Origin of the sequence: Roseobacter sp. (assembly GCF_045106495.1) — a bacterium.
Taxonomy (GTDB): Bacteria; Pseudomonadota; Alphaproteobacteria; order Rhodobacterales; family Rhodobacteraceae; genus Roseobacter.
On sequence record NZ_JBGCEQ010000059.1, the window covers coordinates 13,601 to 31,658 of the forward strand.

Genomic DNA, 18,058 nt, shown 5'->3' on the forward strand with positions numbered 1-18,058 from the left:
TTGGCAAGCGAAATTATTAGATCTAGTGCTCTGGAATGCCTCTCCCGTCTTCAGTTGTCAAAAAAAACGGCTGTGCCCCACAGATGAACATGGCGATTGCGAGCGGTGGCCGGTACAGAATGCGTTTTTCGCGCAATGACAACTCTGCTTGACCCAGCGCAAAGGTCGAGGGGATTGCGTTACTCTACCGCCTGGGCTACCCCGATTTCTGAAAGAATATTCGTTATGTCATCGACTTCTTCTTTTTCCACTTCCTCAGTTTTCAAAGCCTCAAGCGAGGTTCCCGCCAACCAGACTTCTATGCGACTTGAGTTATTGGAATCTTGTGAAAAATCTCTGGCTTTAACGCCAAGGCTGGCCGCAACCGATTGCGCAATTTCCGCACTGTCCGGACTGTAGTACCGCAAGTGCGTCGCCGATACACGAAAGCTCTCACGACCAATCCGAGAGATGGGGTAACCCAAGTCTTCCAACTGAGCGATGTAAGCGTTCATTGCCTGATCCGTTACGCTTTCAGGCGCATGTACGAAAAAACTCGGTTTTGGCTCAGAAACAGACGAGCTTACCAGATCACCGGACAATACTAAGTCATCGGTCTCCGGAACAGTCATCGACACAAGCGAGCGCATCACATCCGAATTGTCCTGGTTGGACATGGGAATATGATAGACCGGCTCGATAATGGGCAAATCCAACACAGGTGTGGCTTCATAGTTGTTCTGTGGGATCGGCAAATTCGGTTCACCCGCCCCAAGATCATTGCTGTTAAGAGTCTGAACTACCGAAACAGTCTGCGCGCCTTGCGACGCCGTCTGAAATTCCGGTGTTGGCAGTACCGGTTCAATTAACTCAGCGTTCAAAGTTTCCTCGGGAAAAAGAGACCATCCGACTGCAACGATCACTCCGATACCCAGGCCAAATCCAAAACCAAAGACCGCGCTGCAGGCCAGCAAGGAAAAGGGCTTTTCATTGCCAGAGGATTTGAAAACGCCCGGTATCCAAGAAAGAAAACGGGCTTTGCCCTCTCCCTCTTCGCTTATAACCGGGTTTTGAATGTTACCAGACAAGTGTTCTTCGGGCGTTTCATGCGACCAGTTCAGGTTCTCCTGCGTTGCCTCCCCGATGCATTCTTGATTGGAAAATCCATGGTCAGTATGCATCGCATTCAAATCGGCATTAGTCAGTTCATCCACGTCAGTGGTTTCACGAAAAGGTTTACGGGGTTTGAAGCTTTGTGCACTCGGTTTGGTGGCTCTCTTCAGCAATACCTTCTCGCGCTGAAGTCGGGCTTCGGATACTCTTTTTTCCCAATCTGACATATTCAAAGGGTTTTGACGGATTGGACTATCGCCCGTCGATGCAGGAGTTTCATCCAAAATTTCATTCGCTATTTCAGACATAAGACTTGGCCTCAAAAGTGTCGTGCACAGACGCATCTGGTTGATGATTAGTTGATTTATGGAAAATCGGCACCGAGGTAAACAAACAGTTGTAAGAGTAGTTTATCAGAGGCCAAAAGTTAATTGGTGGCCAAAAAACTACACCACGGCCGCAAAGCGACAAATTATTTTGTGGCCCACTTTATCAATGTCTTCAAGTATTTGTGGTGTGAGTCTCATCCTCTGGGCGCTATTCCGCTTAACTGCACAAATTTAACACATTGAGTATTTACTGACGCACCGGCTTGTGAAGCGCCTGCAAAAAGCGAAAAGTTGTCCATCGTGCTTGTATAAAAAGTACTATTCGACACAACCTTATGTGAATTGAATTTCCACCACCTCCCGTAATGCTAGCAAGCGTTAAAACGCAGGGTGATGTCAAACAAATGCCCAATCAACTATTTGCTGAAATCTTTCAATGTATTGCTTGACCGGCTCCGGTCTTTTGCGACCGCAGAGTGGCAGCAACCCTTGCTGACCCGCGTTCCGCAACACTGGCACGTAAGCCGAAAGGGCATAAGGCAAAATGCAAACGGCCCCGGTTCACTACCGGGGCCGTTGCAAGTTTTTTTGTCTGATTACTCAGCAGGCATAATGGAAGTTTCCGGATCGATCGTCGTAGCGACCCCAGCAGCCTCGCGGCGACCGTCGTTCCAAATCGCTTTGATTAGAGCGATGCACATCAGAGCCATTACGACGGAGAATGGCAACGCTCCGATCACCATCGCGGTCTGAATGGCCCCAGTACCACCTGAGATCAGCAAACCGCCAACCACAAACGCCAATGCGGCGCCCCAGAACAGAATGTGCGGCCGGGCCTTTGGGCCTTCGTCACCTGCGGCGTTGATGGTGTTCACAATCAACACGGCCGAGTCGGCAGACGTGACGAGAAACGTCATCAGCAGAACAACGATCAGAAGCGCCATACCCCAGGCCAGAGCCTGTGCGATCGGCGCCAGCATGAACTCTGTCATCGCAAAGATCTTATCGCCATTGGCGGCGTCAAGAATAACGCCACCAGCGTCACCGTTGAGTTCTAGATCAATCGCTGTACCACCTGCCCAGGCAAACCAGACAAAGCACATCAACGACGGCACGATCATCGCACCGAGCACGAATTCACGGATGGTCCGACCGCGCGAAATACGCGCCAGAAATAGACCGACAAAAGGCGCGAATGCGATCCACCAAGCCCAATAGAACACGGGCCACCAGCCCTGCCACTGCGTCAGCAGGAAGGCTTCGGAACCTTCAACGCCATCAGAGCTGTAAACGTTGAAACTCAACCATGGCAATGCAATGAGATAGTCCCAGATGCCGACGAAGAACGCCATGGCACCGAACCAGGTAGCCCCAAAAATAATGAAGAACCCGAGCAAGACGATCGACAGGACCATGTTGATGTTCGAAAGCCATTTGATGCCTTTACCGACACCAGATAGCGCTGACATCGTTGAGGCGCCCATGATAACACACAAGGCCACAACAATACCCAAGGTCGTCGCGGATCCGTCTTCTAATGCAAGACCGCCGATACCAATGCGCGTCAGACCTGCAACAAACTGCTCCACACCAAATCCAAGCGTTTGCGCCACGCCCAAAATTGTTGCCACCACGGCGACAATATCGATGACATGTCCCAATGGTCCCGATAGGGATTTGCCAAAAAGCGGTGTCAGCGAGGACCGGATCGTCAACGGCAACCCGCGACGGTAGCTAAAAAATGCAAGCGCAAGACCTGCAATCGCATAGCACGCCCAAGCCCCGAGACCCCAATGCAGATAGGACCAAGTATAGGCTGTGCGCACATTGTCTACATCAAGAGCCGTGGTCAGGCCCTGAATAACCGAAGGGTTGTTTTTGAAGTGTGCGACCGGTTCAGCAACCGCCCAGGTCAACATGCCAACACCGATCCCGGCGCCAAACATCATGGAAAACCAGGAGAAATTGGAGAATTCGGGTTTTTCTCCATCCGTCCCAAGGTTCAGGCGCCCAGCCGTCGGCCAAATGGCCAAGCCGATGCACACAATAACAAACGCAGTTACAACCCAGATGTACCAAGCCGCGAATTGCGCAAGGATGGCCGTGTTCCATTCGCCCAGCACGGTGCCGGCTTCTGTCGGCCAAACGATACACCAAACGACAAGCATGCTGATGATGATTTTACTGATAACAGTCACATTCACACTGAATCCGCGATAGAAACCGCTATCAGCGGTTTTTATCGGCAGATCCGATAGTGGAGGTTTAATTGACATTATTGTTCTCCCTGTTGGCAATCGCACGCGCTGCGCGATCTTGGTGTTCATAAGCATAAACCTCGCACAGTGTTTGATAAGCTGCAACATTGGTGAGTATAGTTTCATTATAAGGAAACTTTAGATGGCTAAACGCGCACTCATTCGCAGCCTCAGCGATGTCGACATTCGTCTTGTGAGGATTTTCATAATCGTCACGGAATGTGGAGGTTTTGCAGCCTCTGAATTCGAACTGAACATCGGCCGTTCAACAATTTCAAAACACATCTCTGACCTGGAAATGAGGATCGGCTTGAAGCTCTGCAATCGCGGTCCGTCAGGTTTCTCACTGACTCCCGAAGGGGAACAGGTTTTGGTGGCCGCACGAAAATTGCTTTCCTCCATTGATGGATTCCAGTCAGAGGTCGACAACATACACACGACTTTGACCGGGACGTTGCGCATCGGTCTTTTCGATCAATCCACCACCAATCCTAACGCGAATATCCACAAGGCCATTCGCCGCTTTGATGAAATTGCTCCTGATGTTGCCCTGGAAATTGCGCTCGATCCGCCCAGTTCATTGGAGGCGCGCGTGATTGAAGGCACCTTGCACATGGCTGTCATCCCTATTCACCGCAACTCAACGCTGCTCGACTACGCGCCACTCTATTCTGAACGCATGACACTCTACTGTGGGGAGGGCCATCCGCTTTTTGACCTCTCACCTGACACACCGCTCGAGAACATCCAGCTGTCTAACCACAAATACGCGGGCTACGCGTTCAATTCTCCTAACATGATGGCGGGGCACAACCTCGGAATTACCCGTGCCGCCCGCGTTCAGGAAGAAGAAGCGCTGTCATTGCTCATTCAGTCCGGGCGTTACCTTGGGTTTCTTGCCGATCATGTAGCGGAAACCTTCCTTCAAAAGGGCATCGTGCGGCCGATTTCACCGACTGAAACCAGATATTTCAGCACATTCGCCGCGATTACGCGCAAAAAACCTGAGCCTGACCGCAAGACGCTAGAATTCATCTCATGCCTGAAGACGTTTCACGATCTTGATCAAACATAAAGCGTCCACATTCCTAAGCCTTGACACTAAGGAAGCCTTCAGTTTCCAAAGGACTGTAACAAGGCAATTTCCGTTCGGTTTTTCAAACATTGCGCTTGCGCACCCTTCATCCAAATCAATCTTCGTTGCGATAGGAAATTCGATACCGATATCATCAAAACGCAACGAAAGGCATTTGTCTGACCCGAAGAAAGAGTTTCCCAAAGCCCATTCCGAACTTTCCCTCTACTTACGTCGCAAATCGCAAGTGACAATTTTCCGGTTGCATTAAGAAGAAGGTAATCAAAGGATCAGGGGACGGGACTTACACCGCAGATACGTCAAAAGAATCGCGGTATCGCAAAGGGACGGCGACATGTGACTGGATTTCTAATCATCTGCCTTGTGACCGCGGGTTTCACGATGGTCGCGCATCGAATGGCATCGACCATCATCACCGCGCCCATGATTTTCCTGACCCTCGGGCTCGTCTTATCGCTGTCAGGCCTTTTATCAGATAGCAATGCGCACAGCCTGCTGCACCCGGTGGCCGAAATTGCTCTGGTCATTTTGCTGTTTCTCGATGCCGCGCAAATCGATCTTGTCGCATTGCGCAAACGTCATGTGTGGCCCTCTCGCATGCTCCTGATCGGCTTGCCAATCTCCATTGTCCTGGGTTGTCTCGCTGGCCTGTTGTTGTTTCCCGCCTGGCCATTGGCCGCACTGGCGCTCCTTGCGGCTATCTTGTCGCCCACGGATGCGGCACTTGGGCAGGCAGTCGTCACCAATCCAAATGTACCCATACGTCAACGGCGCGCGTTGACGGTCGAAAGTGGACTTAACGACGGCTTGGCCTTGCCCATTATCCTGTTTTTCGCAAGCGTAACCGCGGCCGAAACCACGTCCATTGGACAAGGTGCCTGGCTGATCTTCGGCGCAAAACAGATCATTCTGGGCACTCTTGTGGGAGCTGCGATAGGGGCCACAGGGGGATGGGCGCTGCTCCGCTCCAAGGCCTTCATGACCACCTCCGAGGTTTACGAAGGCATCGGAGCCATTGCGCTTGCGGGTGCGGCCTATCTCGCGGCAGTCTTGCTGGGCGGCAATGGGTTCGTTTCTGCATTTGTCGCAGGGTTGGCCTTCGGCGGAGTGGTCAAGGGAGCTTGCAAATTTGTCTATGAATTCACCGAAAGCGAAGGGCAATTATTGGCATGGGCCGCATTCTTGCTCTTGGGCGCCGCGATGGTGCCAGAAGCCATCACCCATCTGACCTGGCCGGTTTTTGGCTTTATTCTTCTCAGTCTTTTTGTCGTGCGACCGCTTGCCGTATGGATTTCTCTGATCGGTACAGATGCGACCCCACTGACCCGCCTCTTCTTCGGATGGTTTGGCCCCAGAGGGTTGGCAACTGCATTGTTTGCCTTGATGATCGCAGAGGACATTCCGCATGAATTTGGCGAGCCGGTTCTGCACATTGCGATTAACGCTGTGTGGATCAGCGCACTTTTGCACGGGTTGAGCGCCGCCCCGGCCGCCCGACGATACGGCGAAAGGACCAAAGAAGATCCGAGCGTTGAAGATGCAGCGCGCGACCCGGAAGCACCAGTTTCCCAAAGGTGACAAGTTCCGTGATCACCGCAACACAAGGAAGGATTTGAAAAGCGCGTGACAGCGCGGACCAGCAAATAGGGCAAACTGGTCATTGAACTGGCGCGCAGATCGCACCACAGTCGCATTAATATCGAAATTCGTCGGTCCCCCAGCCGTGTGCATATTGCGCCATACATCCGCCGGGTCACGTCAACACTTTTGGAAAGGCACTAAAAGCATGAAAGATTTTGCCGATCAGGTAGCGATTGTAACGGGCGGCGCTCAGGGCATCGGACGCGCTGTTGCAGAGCAATTGGCACGCAGTGGCGCTCGGCTTGCCATCTGGGACATGGATATGGCTTTGGCCGAGACGACAGCGCGTGACATCGGTCAGGACGCCTTTGCATGTCATGTCGATGTTTCCGACTGGAAGAGCGTATCCGAAGCCATGCAGCACACCAAAGAGATCGCTAAACGGGCGGACATTTGTGTCAATTCTGCAGGCATTGCAGGATCCAACGCACCTTTGGCAGACTACCCTGTCGACGAGTTCAAACGCATCACCGAGATAAATCTTTTGGGTACCTTTCACGTTAACAAGGCCGTCGTACCAACAATGATCGCCCAGAATTACGGGCGGATCCTGAACATTGCCTCGGTTGCGGGCAAGGAAGGCAACCCGAATGCCAGCGCCTATTCCGCTTCGAAGGCTGCTGTCATAGGTTTGACGAAATCATTGGGCAAAGAGCTTGCAGGCAAGGACATCGCCGTTAACTGCGTGACGCCCGCCGCCGCAAAAACCCGCATTTTTGACCAGATGAGCCAGGAGCATATCGATTTCATGTTGTCCAAAATACCGCGTGGGCGGTTTTTGGAACTGAACGAGGCCGCCGCAATGATCTGCTGGCTGGTAAGCCGGGAAAACAGTTTTACGACCGGATCAGTTTTTGACTTGTCAGGTGGTCGCGCGACCTATTGATTGCGCGAGTTGGCGATCAGGTGAAAAGTGCTTTCTCGCACTCCTTCATCGCTGCGTTATTCGCCTGCACCCCCGGTCAATCTACTCGCCAGAAGGTCGCCGGATTCTGACAAAATGGGATATCCGATCATCGAGAATGAAGTATTGATCTGTTTGAGTGTGCGCAGGGTTTCCTGATGGATACTGCTGGTTTCGATGCTTTCCACCAGCCCTTGACGCAAACGCCCCAGATGTTCCTTCTGTAGATCTTGCTCAACGGAACGCACCTTTTCCTTGGCGGCCACCAATTCGCGCGCCGCATCCGGGTTCTGGGTCATCAAGACATTGAGCCCCAGCTGCACGTTGGTTAACACCCGGTCGTGAAAATCTTCTATTTCGAGCGCGCCCTGGTCTGAGAATGCCACGCCTTGCGCATTCAACCGCCTTGCGAGATCTATGAGATTTCGCGAAATTGCGTCTGACGCCGCATCCAGATTGGCGGCGATGTTGGCCAGATCGTGTGATCTCTGACTTTCATACTCATCCAGCCCATCTTCGCGGTTGAGTTGTGCCAAAAACAACTTCAGAGCCTGGTGGCGCGCTTGCACTTGCTTGTGTTTCTCGTGGATCGCTTGCGCAAAACCCGCGTCCCAGACCTGATACAAAGGCCCCACGGCACGCAACATGGTTTCAATCGTCTCGCCCACATTCAATACTTCGCGGGTAGCTACAGTGAGCGCACGCTCTGGGTTTTCAAGCGAGGCCGTCTCTAAAACATAGGAGCCATCCAAACCTTCCATCGGGTCGGTTTTTTCAGGCAGCAGCGCCTCCGCCAGTTTTGCCATCGGACCAAGCACAGGCATCACAAAAAACACGAGGCAAAAATTGAAAGCCAGATGCAAGTTGATGGTTTGTTGTGCATCATCTCCCCCCAACCAAATCAATGGCTGATCCAAACGCGTCAGGACAATCAACGCGATCACCGCGCCGCCGCCGCGCAAGATCAGATTGGCCAGCACCATCTGGCGGGCAGGCGTGGGCGCTGAAAGCGTGAGTACATAAGCGATGAACGCACCACCCAGATTGGCGCCTAACACCATCGCGGCAGCGCCGGTGGCAGGTAAAAGGCCTTGCGCCACAAGAGTCACAAACAACAAGACGGCTGCGACGCTTGAATGCACGACCCATGCGAAGACAGCACCAATGAAAAAGGCAGTCATCGCATCGGTTCCGAGGTATTGCATGGCGGCCACCGTGCCCGGACTGTCAATCAACGGTTCGGCAGAACTACGGATCATATCAAGTGACACAAAAATCAGCGAAAGTCCGATCAGAATACGTCCGACCTGCCTTCTGTTACCATTTGAGCTGCGTAAAAACAGTGCAACGCCAATCACGAGGAGAAGTGGGATCAGGAAGGTCTGCTGCACCAGTAAAAGCTGAGCAACGATTGCGGATCCGACGTCTGCGCCGATCAGGATCGCGAGGCCCACTGGAATGGCGATGCTGCCCTTGGACACAAAATTGGAGACCAATATCGCGACGGCAGTTGAACTTTGTAATAAAATGGCTGCACCTGTGCCGGTGAGTGCTGCCATCAACCGGCTTTTCGCGGATCGCCGCAACCAACGTCGCAGCTGAACGGAAAGCGCGCGCTCCACACCGGTTCTGACAAGACGCACTGACCAGATCAACAGCGACGCGGCGCCAGCAACTTGGAGCACGAATAGCAGGATATTGGGATGTTCCAACACGCACCCTTCTGAGCAACGACATAACAGGGACTGTTCAACTTATGTCATTTCATTTGGAAAATAACAGCTTAAAAAATCTACTTATAAGGGAAATCGAAATGTGAGCCATTGAAATGGTCATGAACCAACCAATCGCTGACAAAACAAGATTCTTTGGTAATTCAGTTGCTCAGATTCACATACGCCCAGTGACTTGGCACCCCGAAAAGGTCCGGTCGCATTCAGGTTGTCCAAAACCGAACGCGACATGTCCACACTTTCAAACGCGCCCTGCTGTATCAGGCCGTTTGGCGTTTGGGGCGGAGAAGTTTAAACGCAGGCAGGAAAATCAGGATCAAAGCGACAATCGTAATTGGTCCGGCAACGGGACGGGTAAAAAAGATAGCGGGATCACCAGAAGACAAAAGCAACGACTGTCGCAGCGTCGGTTCGGCGATAGGACCGAGCACAATCGCCAAGACCGCAGGTGCCAGCGGATAGTCAAATTTGCGAAGAAAAAACGCACCTATGCCAAAGATCACCATCAACCAAATGTCGAACATATCACGCGTTGCTGCGTATCCACCGACAATCGATAGAACAAATATCATGGGTGCCAGCACCGTAAAAGGCATGCGCAGCATCCAGATGAACAACGGAATGAATGCGAGATTGATAAGCACGGCCGCCATGTTGGATACATAGAATGACCCGATCAAACCCCAGACAAATTCGGTTTCGTCCACAAACAGGCGCGGCCCTGGCACCAGACCCCAGATCACCATGCCGCCCAGCAAAATCGCAGTGGTGGGTGAGCCGGGAATGCCCAAGGTCAGCATCGGCAACATGGATCCGGTCGAGGCGGAATTGTTGGCGGCTTCGGGCGCGGCAACGCCGTCCGGGTTGCCTTTGCCAAAGCTCTCTGGAACCCGCGACATCATTTTGGCCACACCGTAGGACATCAGCGAACCCGGCGTGGCACCGGCGGCAGGCAACACGCCCACAAAGAACCCCAGGAATGACCCGATCATTGTGCCCTTCCACCCGCGTTTGGTTGCTTCCTTTGCGTCTGCGCTCATACCCTTGATGGTCATTTTGGGTGTGGTTTTCGTGACCTCGCCGCGAGACTGCTCAATGGTCCAGAGCATTTCGCCGATGCCGTAGACGCCGATGGCAAGAACAAGAAAACCAATACCCTGCAAAAAGCCGTTCATCTCGAAAAGTACCAGCCGTGGAGCGCCAGAGATCTGATCGAAGCCGACAGCGCCTAACACGAGGCCAAAGCAGATGGAAAAAACGGTTTTCGGGATGTCGTCTCCGCCCAGTCCTACAAAGGTCGCAAAGGCTAAGAGCATTAAGGCGAAAACCTCGGGCGGGCCGAATGACAGGGCAACGGATGCCAAAGCTGGCGCAAACAGCGTAAAGAGCACGTTTGCAACCGTGCCACCTACAAAGGAGGCCAGCGCCGCCGTTACCAAGGCCAGACTGGCCCTGCCTTGTTTTGCCAAGGGACGTCCGTCAAAGGTTGTGGCAACAGCAGTGGACGCGCCCGGGATACCGAGGGTGATTGAAGAGATCGCGCCTCCGTACATGGCCCCGTAGTAGATCGCGGCAAGGAAAATAATGGCTGATCCGGGCGGCACCAAGAATGTAACAGGTAACAGAATAGCCACGCCATGCACCGATCCCAATCCCGGCATCGCGCCGATCAAAAGACCCACGCTGACACCGATGACGATCATGGTGAGGTTCAGCGGTTGCAAAGCCAGAAGCATACCGTCAATCAAGAGAGCCAAGACTTCCATGGTCAGCAGATTCCCTCAGTAAATGTTCAAAGTGATCAGTAGATAATTTCGTAGAGCACGTTGAAAACCGGGTCCGTAAACGGCAGGCCTGTTGGCATCGTGATCCGCATTGCGCCCTCAAAGAAAAAGAAAAATGCCACAGGTGTGATCAATGCCAGTGACAGGCTGAGTCCCCAGCCGTGCCGACCAAGAAATTTCGAGTAGTAGAAAAGAAAAAGCGCAATCGCGCCGTACATGGAAATGACGTTGACCAGCGCAACCAATAGAACAACCGCACCACCCACAAAAATGAACGTTTTCCAGCCCTGAGTATCCAGAACCGGCGCATCTGACCGAGATTGTGGGCTCGCCCGGCGCCACCATTTCAGGGCGGTCATGCCGCAGCACACCAGCATGATTGCCGACAGCCAAAATGGCCAAGCTCCCCCACCAGGCCCCTGCCCTTGGATATATCCGACGGGGAGTTCTGTACTTTTCCACATCAAGTAAAGCGAGAAGAGGGCCAAGATGCCCGCGGTTGTGATTTCACCGATACGCATCTGGCCCTCGTTCCTAATCTTCGTTCAGTGGCAGTGCCGGACTTATTCGTCCAGCGCAGCCAACAGTTTTTTGTGATTTTCGACTTGCAGACCCCAGTACTCCTGCTGCTCTGACGCATTCATCCATAAAGGGGACAAGCTCTCGGATGTCAGGTAACCCTGCCAGTCATCGCTTTCGAAAATTTGCGTGAAAACATCCTGATAGTAGGCCGCAGCTTCTGGCGACATACCGGGCGCCCCTACGACCGCACGCTGATTATAATAGGAGAAATCATGCCCTTTTTCCTTGATGGTCGGAACATCGGGAAAGGCTGGCATACGTTCATCTGAAAACGCCAAAAGCGGGACGAAATCACCAGCTTCATAGAAACCTTTCGCTTCAGCGGGATTGTTCACAGTCGCCATGATCTGCTTGCCCGCCAAATCCTTGGCCACGGCACCACCGCCGCTGTAAGGGATGTATTTGATATCCAGATCGTAGACATCAGACATATAGGCAATGACAATGGAATCCTCTTGTCCCTGCCCTGTGCCGCCCATGACAAATTCACCATCCATGGACTTCACTTTGTCTACGTACTCTTCAAAAGTAGTGATCCCGTCATCCTTGTGCACCCACAATACAAATGGATCGACGCCCATCATGGCGATTGGCGTGAAGGTCTGAACATCGATGCCAAGGTTTTCTTGGCGCAATGGGGTGGTGAAAAAGGAATTCAGGGTCACAAGGATCGTATGGTCCGGGTCATTTGCACCTTTGACGTGGATCAGGGCCTCAGCACCCGATCCACCGCCTTTGTTGTTTGGTACCAACGGTCGGTTGGTCAGGTCTTTCTTTTCTGCGACAGACTGGATGAAGCGGGCGATTTGGTCAGCGCCCCCACCCGGGCCGGCCATGATCGCAAAATCAATTGGTTTTCGTGGTTTCCATCCCTCCGCCCAAGTAAAGCCAGGAGCTGCCGCCAAGAGACCTGCAACGGCCATGCCCAGTAAGCTTCGTTTCATCATCTGCATAATTGTCCTCCTCCAACTTGAATTTTGAGAGCCGTCTCCCTGTCGACGGCGCCCAGCACTTCTATTGAAAGAGTAACTATATTGCGCAAAGTGTATTTCAATTATTATTTTATTACGTACTGAATTTTTTATGTTCAAGTATTGCGGGATCCACCTCCTAAAGATGACCGGATTGCATGTATTCGCTCACTGTGTTTCGCGCTAAATTCTTGGTTTTTGTTGTTCTTCCGCCAGATGCTGGCTGCGTTTTCAACAACCCTATGCAATAGAGAAGAATGAAGGTTTGCGGCTTCGAAAATCGGTAATCCGCGCCCAAATCTTGTATTCAATTCCACGATCGCCACCCGATTTCATGCGGCATAAACTGACTGCGTCCACACCCAATTCATCGATCACCACTAGGCCCGAGACTAAAGAACCCGAATCTCGGAGATCGCCTCAGTAAAATCACCCGACAGAATAATCTGTTGAAATTTTTCAAAATTTTCCAGATCGTCGCCCGCAAAGGTGAAACAGATGGTAGCATGTGGATATCGTACGGGCATCGTTTTCGATCCGACCCGCCCAAACTGGCACAACACCGGCGACCGCCCTATGGCCTGGTCAGCCTGGTATCCATGTCCGGAAAGCGACGTTGCAGTTCCTGTGACAGAAGCCTTCTTCAATATGGGGTCCGTTGTACATGATGCACCGCTCATCCCGGGTGGCCAATTGCACGTAGTTTTGCTGTCGCATGGCACCGGCGGCACAGCTGAAAGCTTGGGGTGGTTGGCACGCGCTCTTGCCCTCGCGGGATATGTGGTCATTGGCGCCAACCACCATGGCAACAGTGGCGTGGAGGCATATTTGCCGCAGGGGTTTCTGTGTTGGTGGGAACGGGCCACTGATTTGTCCCACCTGCTGACGTCGCTCGCGACAGAAGGCCCTTTTGCCGGTCGATTGGATGTCTGCCGCACCTCCGTTGTCGGTTTTTCTCTTGGGGCTCATACCGCAATGACCACGGCGGGCGCGCGCACGTCGATGTCAAATTTTGACGCATGGTGCAGAACAAACGGCTCTGCAGCAACGGGACCAAAGGAATTCCCAGATGTGGCGGATCATATTCCCAAGCTGTTGGACACATCCTCTGTGTTCCGCCAGTCATGGGCACGCCGGGACGACGATGTCACAGACAGACGCATCACATCAATCATTGCCATAGCCCCCGCGCCTCCCATCCGATCTTTTACAACAAACTCAGTGGCTGAATTGGATGTACCCGCTTTACTCATCACTGGCGGAGCAGATGTCGAAGCACCTAACAAGCATTGTGCAGCATGGCTTTTGCAAAAGAATGAAAAATTCCTCCATCAAGGGCTTGGTCGGCATGTGGGCCATTATTCGTTTTTGGAATTCCCGTCGGACAGATCGTTAGTCGGGAAGTTGGATATTTTTTCGGATCACCCTCTTATCGATCGCAAGAAACTGCACAAACGTACGACGAGTATCGTTTTGGAACATTTGAAGTAAGCTGTTGTTTTTTATCGGTTTTGCCGACTGGCCTGCCATACGATCACGTATAGATTCTAGTCTAAACTCAGGGCTGATTTGTCCGTTTGGCGGCTCACATTCCAATCGACACGTCGCCCGTCAACGCAATACGAAAAAACGGCAAATTACTTGGTTGATGTTCTCTTCAGGCAACTGGCGGATAACCGCCAACAGAACGGGCGAAAAATAGTTTCCGCTCTCAGGCGCAAATTCTCGCCTACCTTGTATGAACGTAATTCATGGGAGGATACGGCTTTGAAAAAACAAGAATTATCACGACGGCAAGCGCTTGTCGCAATGAGCGCAGCGACAGCCACGCTGGCCACGGGTGCAGTGAATGCGCAAAGCAGTGCGGTTGAGCCGCCAAGTACAATCACGTCGCCACGCAGAGATTTCGGGCCTGGCGCCGACCCCAATGTCTATTTCTGGGATCCCGATGTGATTGCTGCGGATGATCGGTTTTGGGGTGTGATGCAACCAAATGCACCAATCCAACGGCTCTGGACCGGCGCGCTTTGGGCGGAGGGCCCGGCCTGGAATGCACAGGGGCGCTATCTTGTGTGGTCCGACATTCCAAACAACCGACAAATGCGGTGGTTGGAAGATGATGGTCATGTCTCTGAATTCCGCTCGCCCAGCAACAATTCGAACGGAAACAGTTTTGATTTTCACGGTCGCCAACTGAGTGCAGAACACCTGACCCGCCGCGTCGTACGATATGAAAACGATGGCGCAACCACCATTCTGGCCGATCGATTTGATGGCAAACGCTTTAATTCGCCCAACGACATCGTGGCGCATCCTGATGGAAGCTATTGGTTCACTGATCCACCCTATGGCGGCCAACTTTACGAAGGCGCACCTGATGCGCCGGGCGGACCGACAAATCCGGAAGGTCTGCTCAACAACCGGCTGGGTCAGCCTCCGGAAATCGGCGACGCCGTACGGGAAATGGAGACCGCTTGTTACAGGGTTGACACGGACGGAAATGTGACCCGCGTCGCTTCGGAAGAAGACGCGCCAGATCCCAACGGCCTTTGCTTTTCGCCAGACTATAAAACGCTCTATGTGGCTTCAACTGGCAAAGGTCCGGGCGATACCGGTCCTGGTGGCCAAGGCAACATCATCGCTTTTGATGTGAATGACGACATGACGCTGAGCAACCGGCGCGTCTTCACCGAATGCATGGTGGACGATGTAAAATGTGGACCCGATGGCGTGCGTTGCGACGTGGCAGGCAACGTTTGGGCCTCTTCCAATGCCGGTCGCAATGTCGGTTATTCCGGCGTCACTGTCTGGGCGCCAGATGGCACACTGCTGGGGCGGATCCGTATTCCGGAGATTTGCGGCAACGTCTGTTTCGGCGGCCCAAAACGGAACAGGTTATTCATGGCTGCAAGCCAATCCATCTATTCCGTCTATGTCGGCACGCAGGGCGCCGGACCTGCATAACAGCTTTCCCGGCGCGCCAGTGTTGGCGCGTCGGAACCCGAGACGCAATTGTCACAGGCGGCACACGGTCTCTGGGCAAAAGGAATCCGAGCACTGCCCTTGTGAACCATCGCCGCACCCATCTATGCAAAGACTGCGTTCAGTCCTTGCTGCGACTGACTTTCAGGCATTTTTCAACTGCGCTCAACAGGTCATGCCGTGAGACAGGTTTCATCAGGCGAATGTCTTCCGGCAAAAGACCGTTGCCATGAACCGTCGCCTCCGATGCATAGCCAGACAAGAAAATGAAAGGCACATCAGGCCTTAACAAGCGACACTCCTTTGCAAATTCGGGGCCTTGCAACCGGCCGGGCATGACGATATCGGTCAGGACAGCATCAAAGCTGGGATCCGCCTTGAAAACGGCATAGGCGATGTCCCCGGTGATGGCTGTGGTCACGTCGTAACCCGCCATGACAAGCGTCTTTTCCAAAACCGCCATGACCTCGAGTTTGTCCTCTGCAATCAGCAGGCGCGGACGCGCGCCCTGCATGCTTGTGTCTGATCGCGATGATGCGGGTTCGGTTCGCGTCATGGCCTTATTTTGCGGGAGCGCTGGAAAATAGAGTTTGAAACTCGTGCCCTCCCCCGGCTCCGAATAGACTTGCACGGTCCCGCCGGATTGTCTGACAAACCCATCTACCATCGAAAGACCAAGACCTGTCCCCTTGCCAACAGATTTGGTCGTGAAAAACGGATCGTAAATGTGATCAATCACGTCTGGCGCGATGCCGCGTCCGCTATCGGATATTGCAACCATGACGTAGCGGCCCACCGGAATGTTCTCGGATCGGCTTTCGAGATAGGTTTCGTCGATACGCAAATTCGCGGTCTCAATGGTCAACTTGCCGCTGCCATCAATTGAATCGCGCGCATTCAGTATCAGGTTAACCAATGCACTCTGCAGCGAACTCTGATCAACTTTGATCGGCCAAACTCCGGCCTGCAGAACCGTTTCGATATGGATGTTCGAGCGAATGGTGCGCCGCATCCAACGTTCTGTTCCGCGGACCGTCTCGTTGATGTCTAAAACCGAAGGTTCGAGCCGCGCCTTGCGCGCATAAGCCAGCATGCTGTTGGTCAAGTCGGCGCCGTGCTTGACGGCCTCGATTGCCGCATCAATCAACATATTGCTTTCATTCACATCAAAGCGCTCTGTACCGATATCACATTGGAGCAACTCGAGATTGCCCATAATTACAGCCATGAGATTGTTGAAATCATGCGCCACGCCACCGGTCAGTTGCCCAATGGCTTCCATTTTCTGGGCCTGCTGCAGTTTCTTCTGCTGGGCTCTCTCATGCGTGACATCTTCAATCATTGAAATCATGCCGTTGCCGCTAGTAGGAATTTCAGTCGCGATAATGGTGCGACCCGTTGATTGTTCATGCACCCACTTTTGGGGTTTGCTCCGGCCCGATTTGATCCGGTCTTGAACATATTTCTCGGGATCGTCGTAGCCGAATTGCGGCGCCATGTAGTCAGCCGTATTCCGTATAATCTCCTCAAAGGAAACGCCACGTTCCAGAAGATGCGCGCTGACCGGAAGCATCGATGTGTAGAACGAGTTGTTCATGACCAGTCTGAAATCCTGATCATAGTAAGCCACGCCAAGCGGAAGCGCTTCACTACCTTCGAACAAAATTTCCTTGAGGCGCCGAAGGGAGCGTTCACTCCGCTTGCGCTCCGTAATATCGACATAAGTACCAACGATCCGAGCAACTTTTCCATCCCGAACCACCAAGAATTCCCGAGACAGGATATCGACCCAATGACCCTCTTTGTGCCGTATGCGGAATTCCGCACTTGTCGCGGCGGTTCCATTGGGTTCGGGAGCGATCATCGTGGCTTCAACATCCTCCCGGTCATCTGGATGAATAAGCGAGAGAATGGAGTCGATACTCGGGACAGGATCATCTGGTTCAAATCCGAGTATTTCCAACCAACGGGGCGAGAAATAGATCTCGCCATTCTCCAAATTGCGATCCCACAATCCATCGTTGGCACCCTGCATGGCCAGAGAAAATCGTTCTTCGCTGATTTTCAGACTTTTGCTGCGCTCGAGGACACGCTCTTCCAGATGTGCATTAAGTTCAGATAGCTCGGACCGCAATCGGACAATATCTGACATGTCATCTTCGCTTAAAACCGCCACCTTGTTGCCCGTGGCCGGATCTCTTCCCCAGCGCGCCTTTACGCGGTGCGTCTTGAACCCGGTGCTGGTGCGAACCTCGAGTTCCGCATCAAAAGCACCAGAACGCGCCAAAGTCTCGAATAGTTGGCCCACCACGTCGGGATCGATCAACCTGTTCTCCAGATCGCGGATGTCACCTTTGGCGGGGCCATAGCATTCAAAAGCTGCTGCGTTCTGCGTCAACAGTTCACCAGATTTGGAAAACATGCTGAGCATCACGCCCGAGTAGTGAACGGCCTCGTCCAGTCTTGAGGATTCTATGTCAACAAAGGCATCCCGTTCGCTGATGACCTCAACGAGTACTGCGTCGGTCTTCTGCTCAAGCAGGACCGACTGACAGCGCACGGTGACTGTTACCGGCTCTTCTCCGGGATAAAGCGCCCAGGTCATCTGCGGTTGCTGCGAGGCTTTGTTGTCCAGCCCAATCTGACGCAATCGCTGCCCAACTCTAGAGCTGTCGGTCGAAAAATC

12 protein-coding genes are annotated in these 18,058 nt (G+C 52.9%); 5 read left to right on the forward strand and 7 right to left on the reverse strand.

The genetic code is table 11. From position 1 onward, the window contains the following. Positions 1-179 precede the first annotated feature (179 nt). Complete coding sequence (locus tag AB8B75_RS21660; RefSeq protein WP_405365236.1) at positions 180-1,400, reverse strand: hypothetical protein; 1,221 nt, start codon at positions 1,398-1,400, stop codon at positions 180-182. A 617-nt stretch (positions 1,401-2,017) separates the two neighbouring features. Next, positions 2,018-3,697, reverse strand: a complete 1,680-nt coding sequence (locus tag AB8B75_RS21665; RefSeq protein WP_405365238.1) for a BCCT family transporter — start codon at positions 3,695-3,697, stop codon at positions 2,018-2,020. Between the two features lie 124 nt (positions 3,698-3,821). On the opposite strand from AB8B75_RS21665, the gene AB8B75_RS21670 reads away from it, so the two are divergent. From AB8B75_RS21670 to AB8B75_RS21680, 3 genes are all read left to right on the forward strand, one after another. Further along, positions 3,822-4,754 (forward strand): LysR family transcriptional regulator, encoded by a 933-nt coding sequence (locus AB8B75_RS21670; protein ID WP_405365240.1) that lies wholly within the window; start codon positions 3,822-3,824, stop codon positions 4,752-4,754. A gap of 357 nt (positions 4,755-5,111) precedes the next feature. Continuing rightward, positions 5,112-6,353 carry a cation:proton antiporter gene (locus tag AB8B75_RS21675; RefSeq protein WP_405365242.1) on the forward strand — a complete coding sequence of 414 codons (1,242 nt, stop codon included), beginning with the start codon at positions 5,112-5,114 and terminating at the stop codon, positions 6,351-6,353. A 208-nt stretch (positions 6,354-6,561) separates the two neighbouring features. Beyond that, positions 6,562-7,302 (forward strand): SDR family NAD(P)-dependent oxidoreductase, encoded by a 741-nt coding sequence (locus tag AB8B75_RS21680; RefSeq protein WP_405365244.1) that lies wholly within the window; start codon positions 6,562-6,564, stop codon positions 7,300-7,302. Positions 7,303-7,358: 56 nt separating this feature from the next. On the opposite strand, the gene AB8B75_RS21685 is transcribed toward AB8B75_RS21680, so the two are convergent. From AB8B75_RS21685 to AB8B75_RS21700, 4 genes are all read right to left on the reverse strand, one after another. Further along, positions 7,359-9,035 carry a Na/Pi cotransporter family protein gene (locus AB8B75_RS21685; RefSeq protein WP_405365246.1) on the reverse strand — a complete coding sequence of 559 codons (1,677 nt, stop codon included), beginning with the start codon at positions 9,033-9,035 and terminating at the stop codon, positions 7,359-7,361. Positions 9,036-9,313: 278 nt separating this feature from the next. After that, on the reverse strand, positions 9,314-10,819 hold the full coding sequence (locus tag AB8B75_RS21690; RefSeq protein WP_405365248.1) for a tripartite tricarboxylate transporter permease: 1,506 nt from the start codon (positions 10,817-10,819) through the stop codon (positions 9,314-9,316). A gap of 35 nt (positions 10,820-10,854) precedes the next feature. Further along, entirely contained in the window at positions 10,855-11,358 is a 504-nt protein-coding gene (locus AB8B75_RS21695) for a tripartite tricarboxylate transporter TctB family protein (protein WP_405365250.1), read from the reverse strand. A 42-nt stretch (positions 11,359-11,400) separates the two neighbouring features. Next, positions 11,401-12,372, reverse strand: a complete 972-nt coding sequence (locus AB8B75_RS21700; RefSeq protein WP_405365252.1) for a Bug family tripartite tricarboxylate transporter substrate binding protein — start codon at positions 12,370-12,372, stop codon at positions 11,401-11,403. Between the two features lie 516 nt (positions 12,373-12,888). Between AB8B75_RS21700 and AB8B75_RS21705 the strand changes: the two genes are divergently transcribed. Beyond that, complete coding sequence (locus AB8B75_RS21705) at positions 12,889-13,881, forward strand: alpha/beta hydrolase family protein (protein ID WP_405365253.1); 993 nt, start codon at positions 12,889-12,891, stop codon at positions 13,879-13,881. 276 nt (positions 13,882-14,157) lie between these two features. Next, positions 14,158-15,354 carry an SMP-30/gluconolactonase/LRE family protein gene (locus AB8B75_RS21710; protein ID WP_405365255.1) on the forward strand — a complete coding sequence of 399 codons (1,197 nt, stop codon included), beginning with the start codon at positions 14,158-14,160 and terminating at the stop codon, positions 15,352-15,354. A 139-nt stretch (positions 15,355-15,493) separates the two neighbouring features. On the opposite strand, the gene AB8B75_RS21715 is transcribed toward AB8B75_RS21710, so the two are convergent. After that, a partial coding sequence (locus AB8B75_RS21715) for an ATP-binding protein (protein ID WP_405365257.1) occupies positions 15,494-18,058 on the reverse strand: 2,565 nt, incomplete at its 5' end.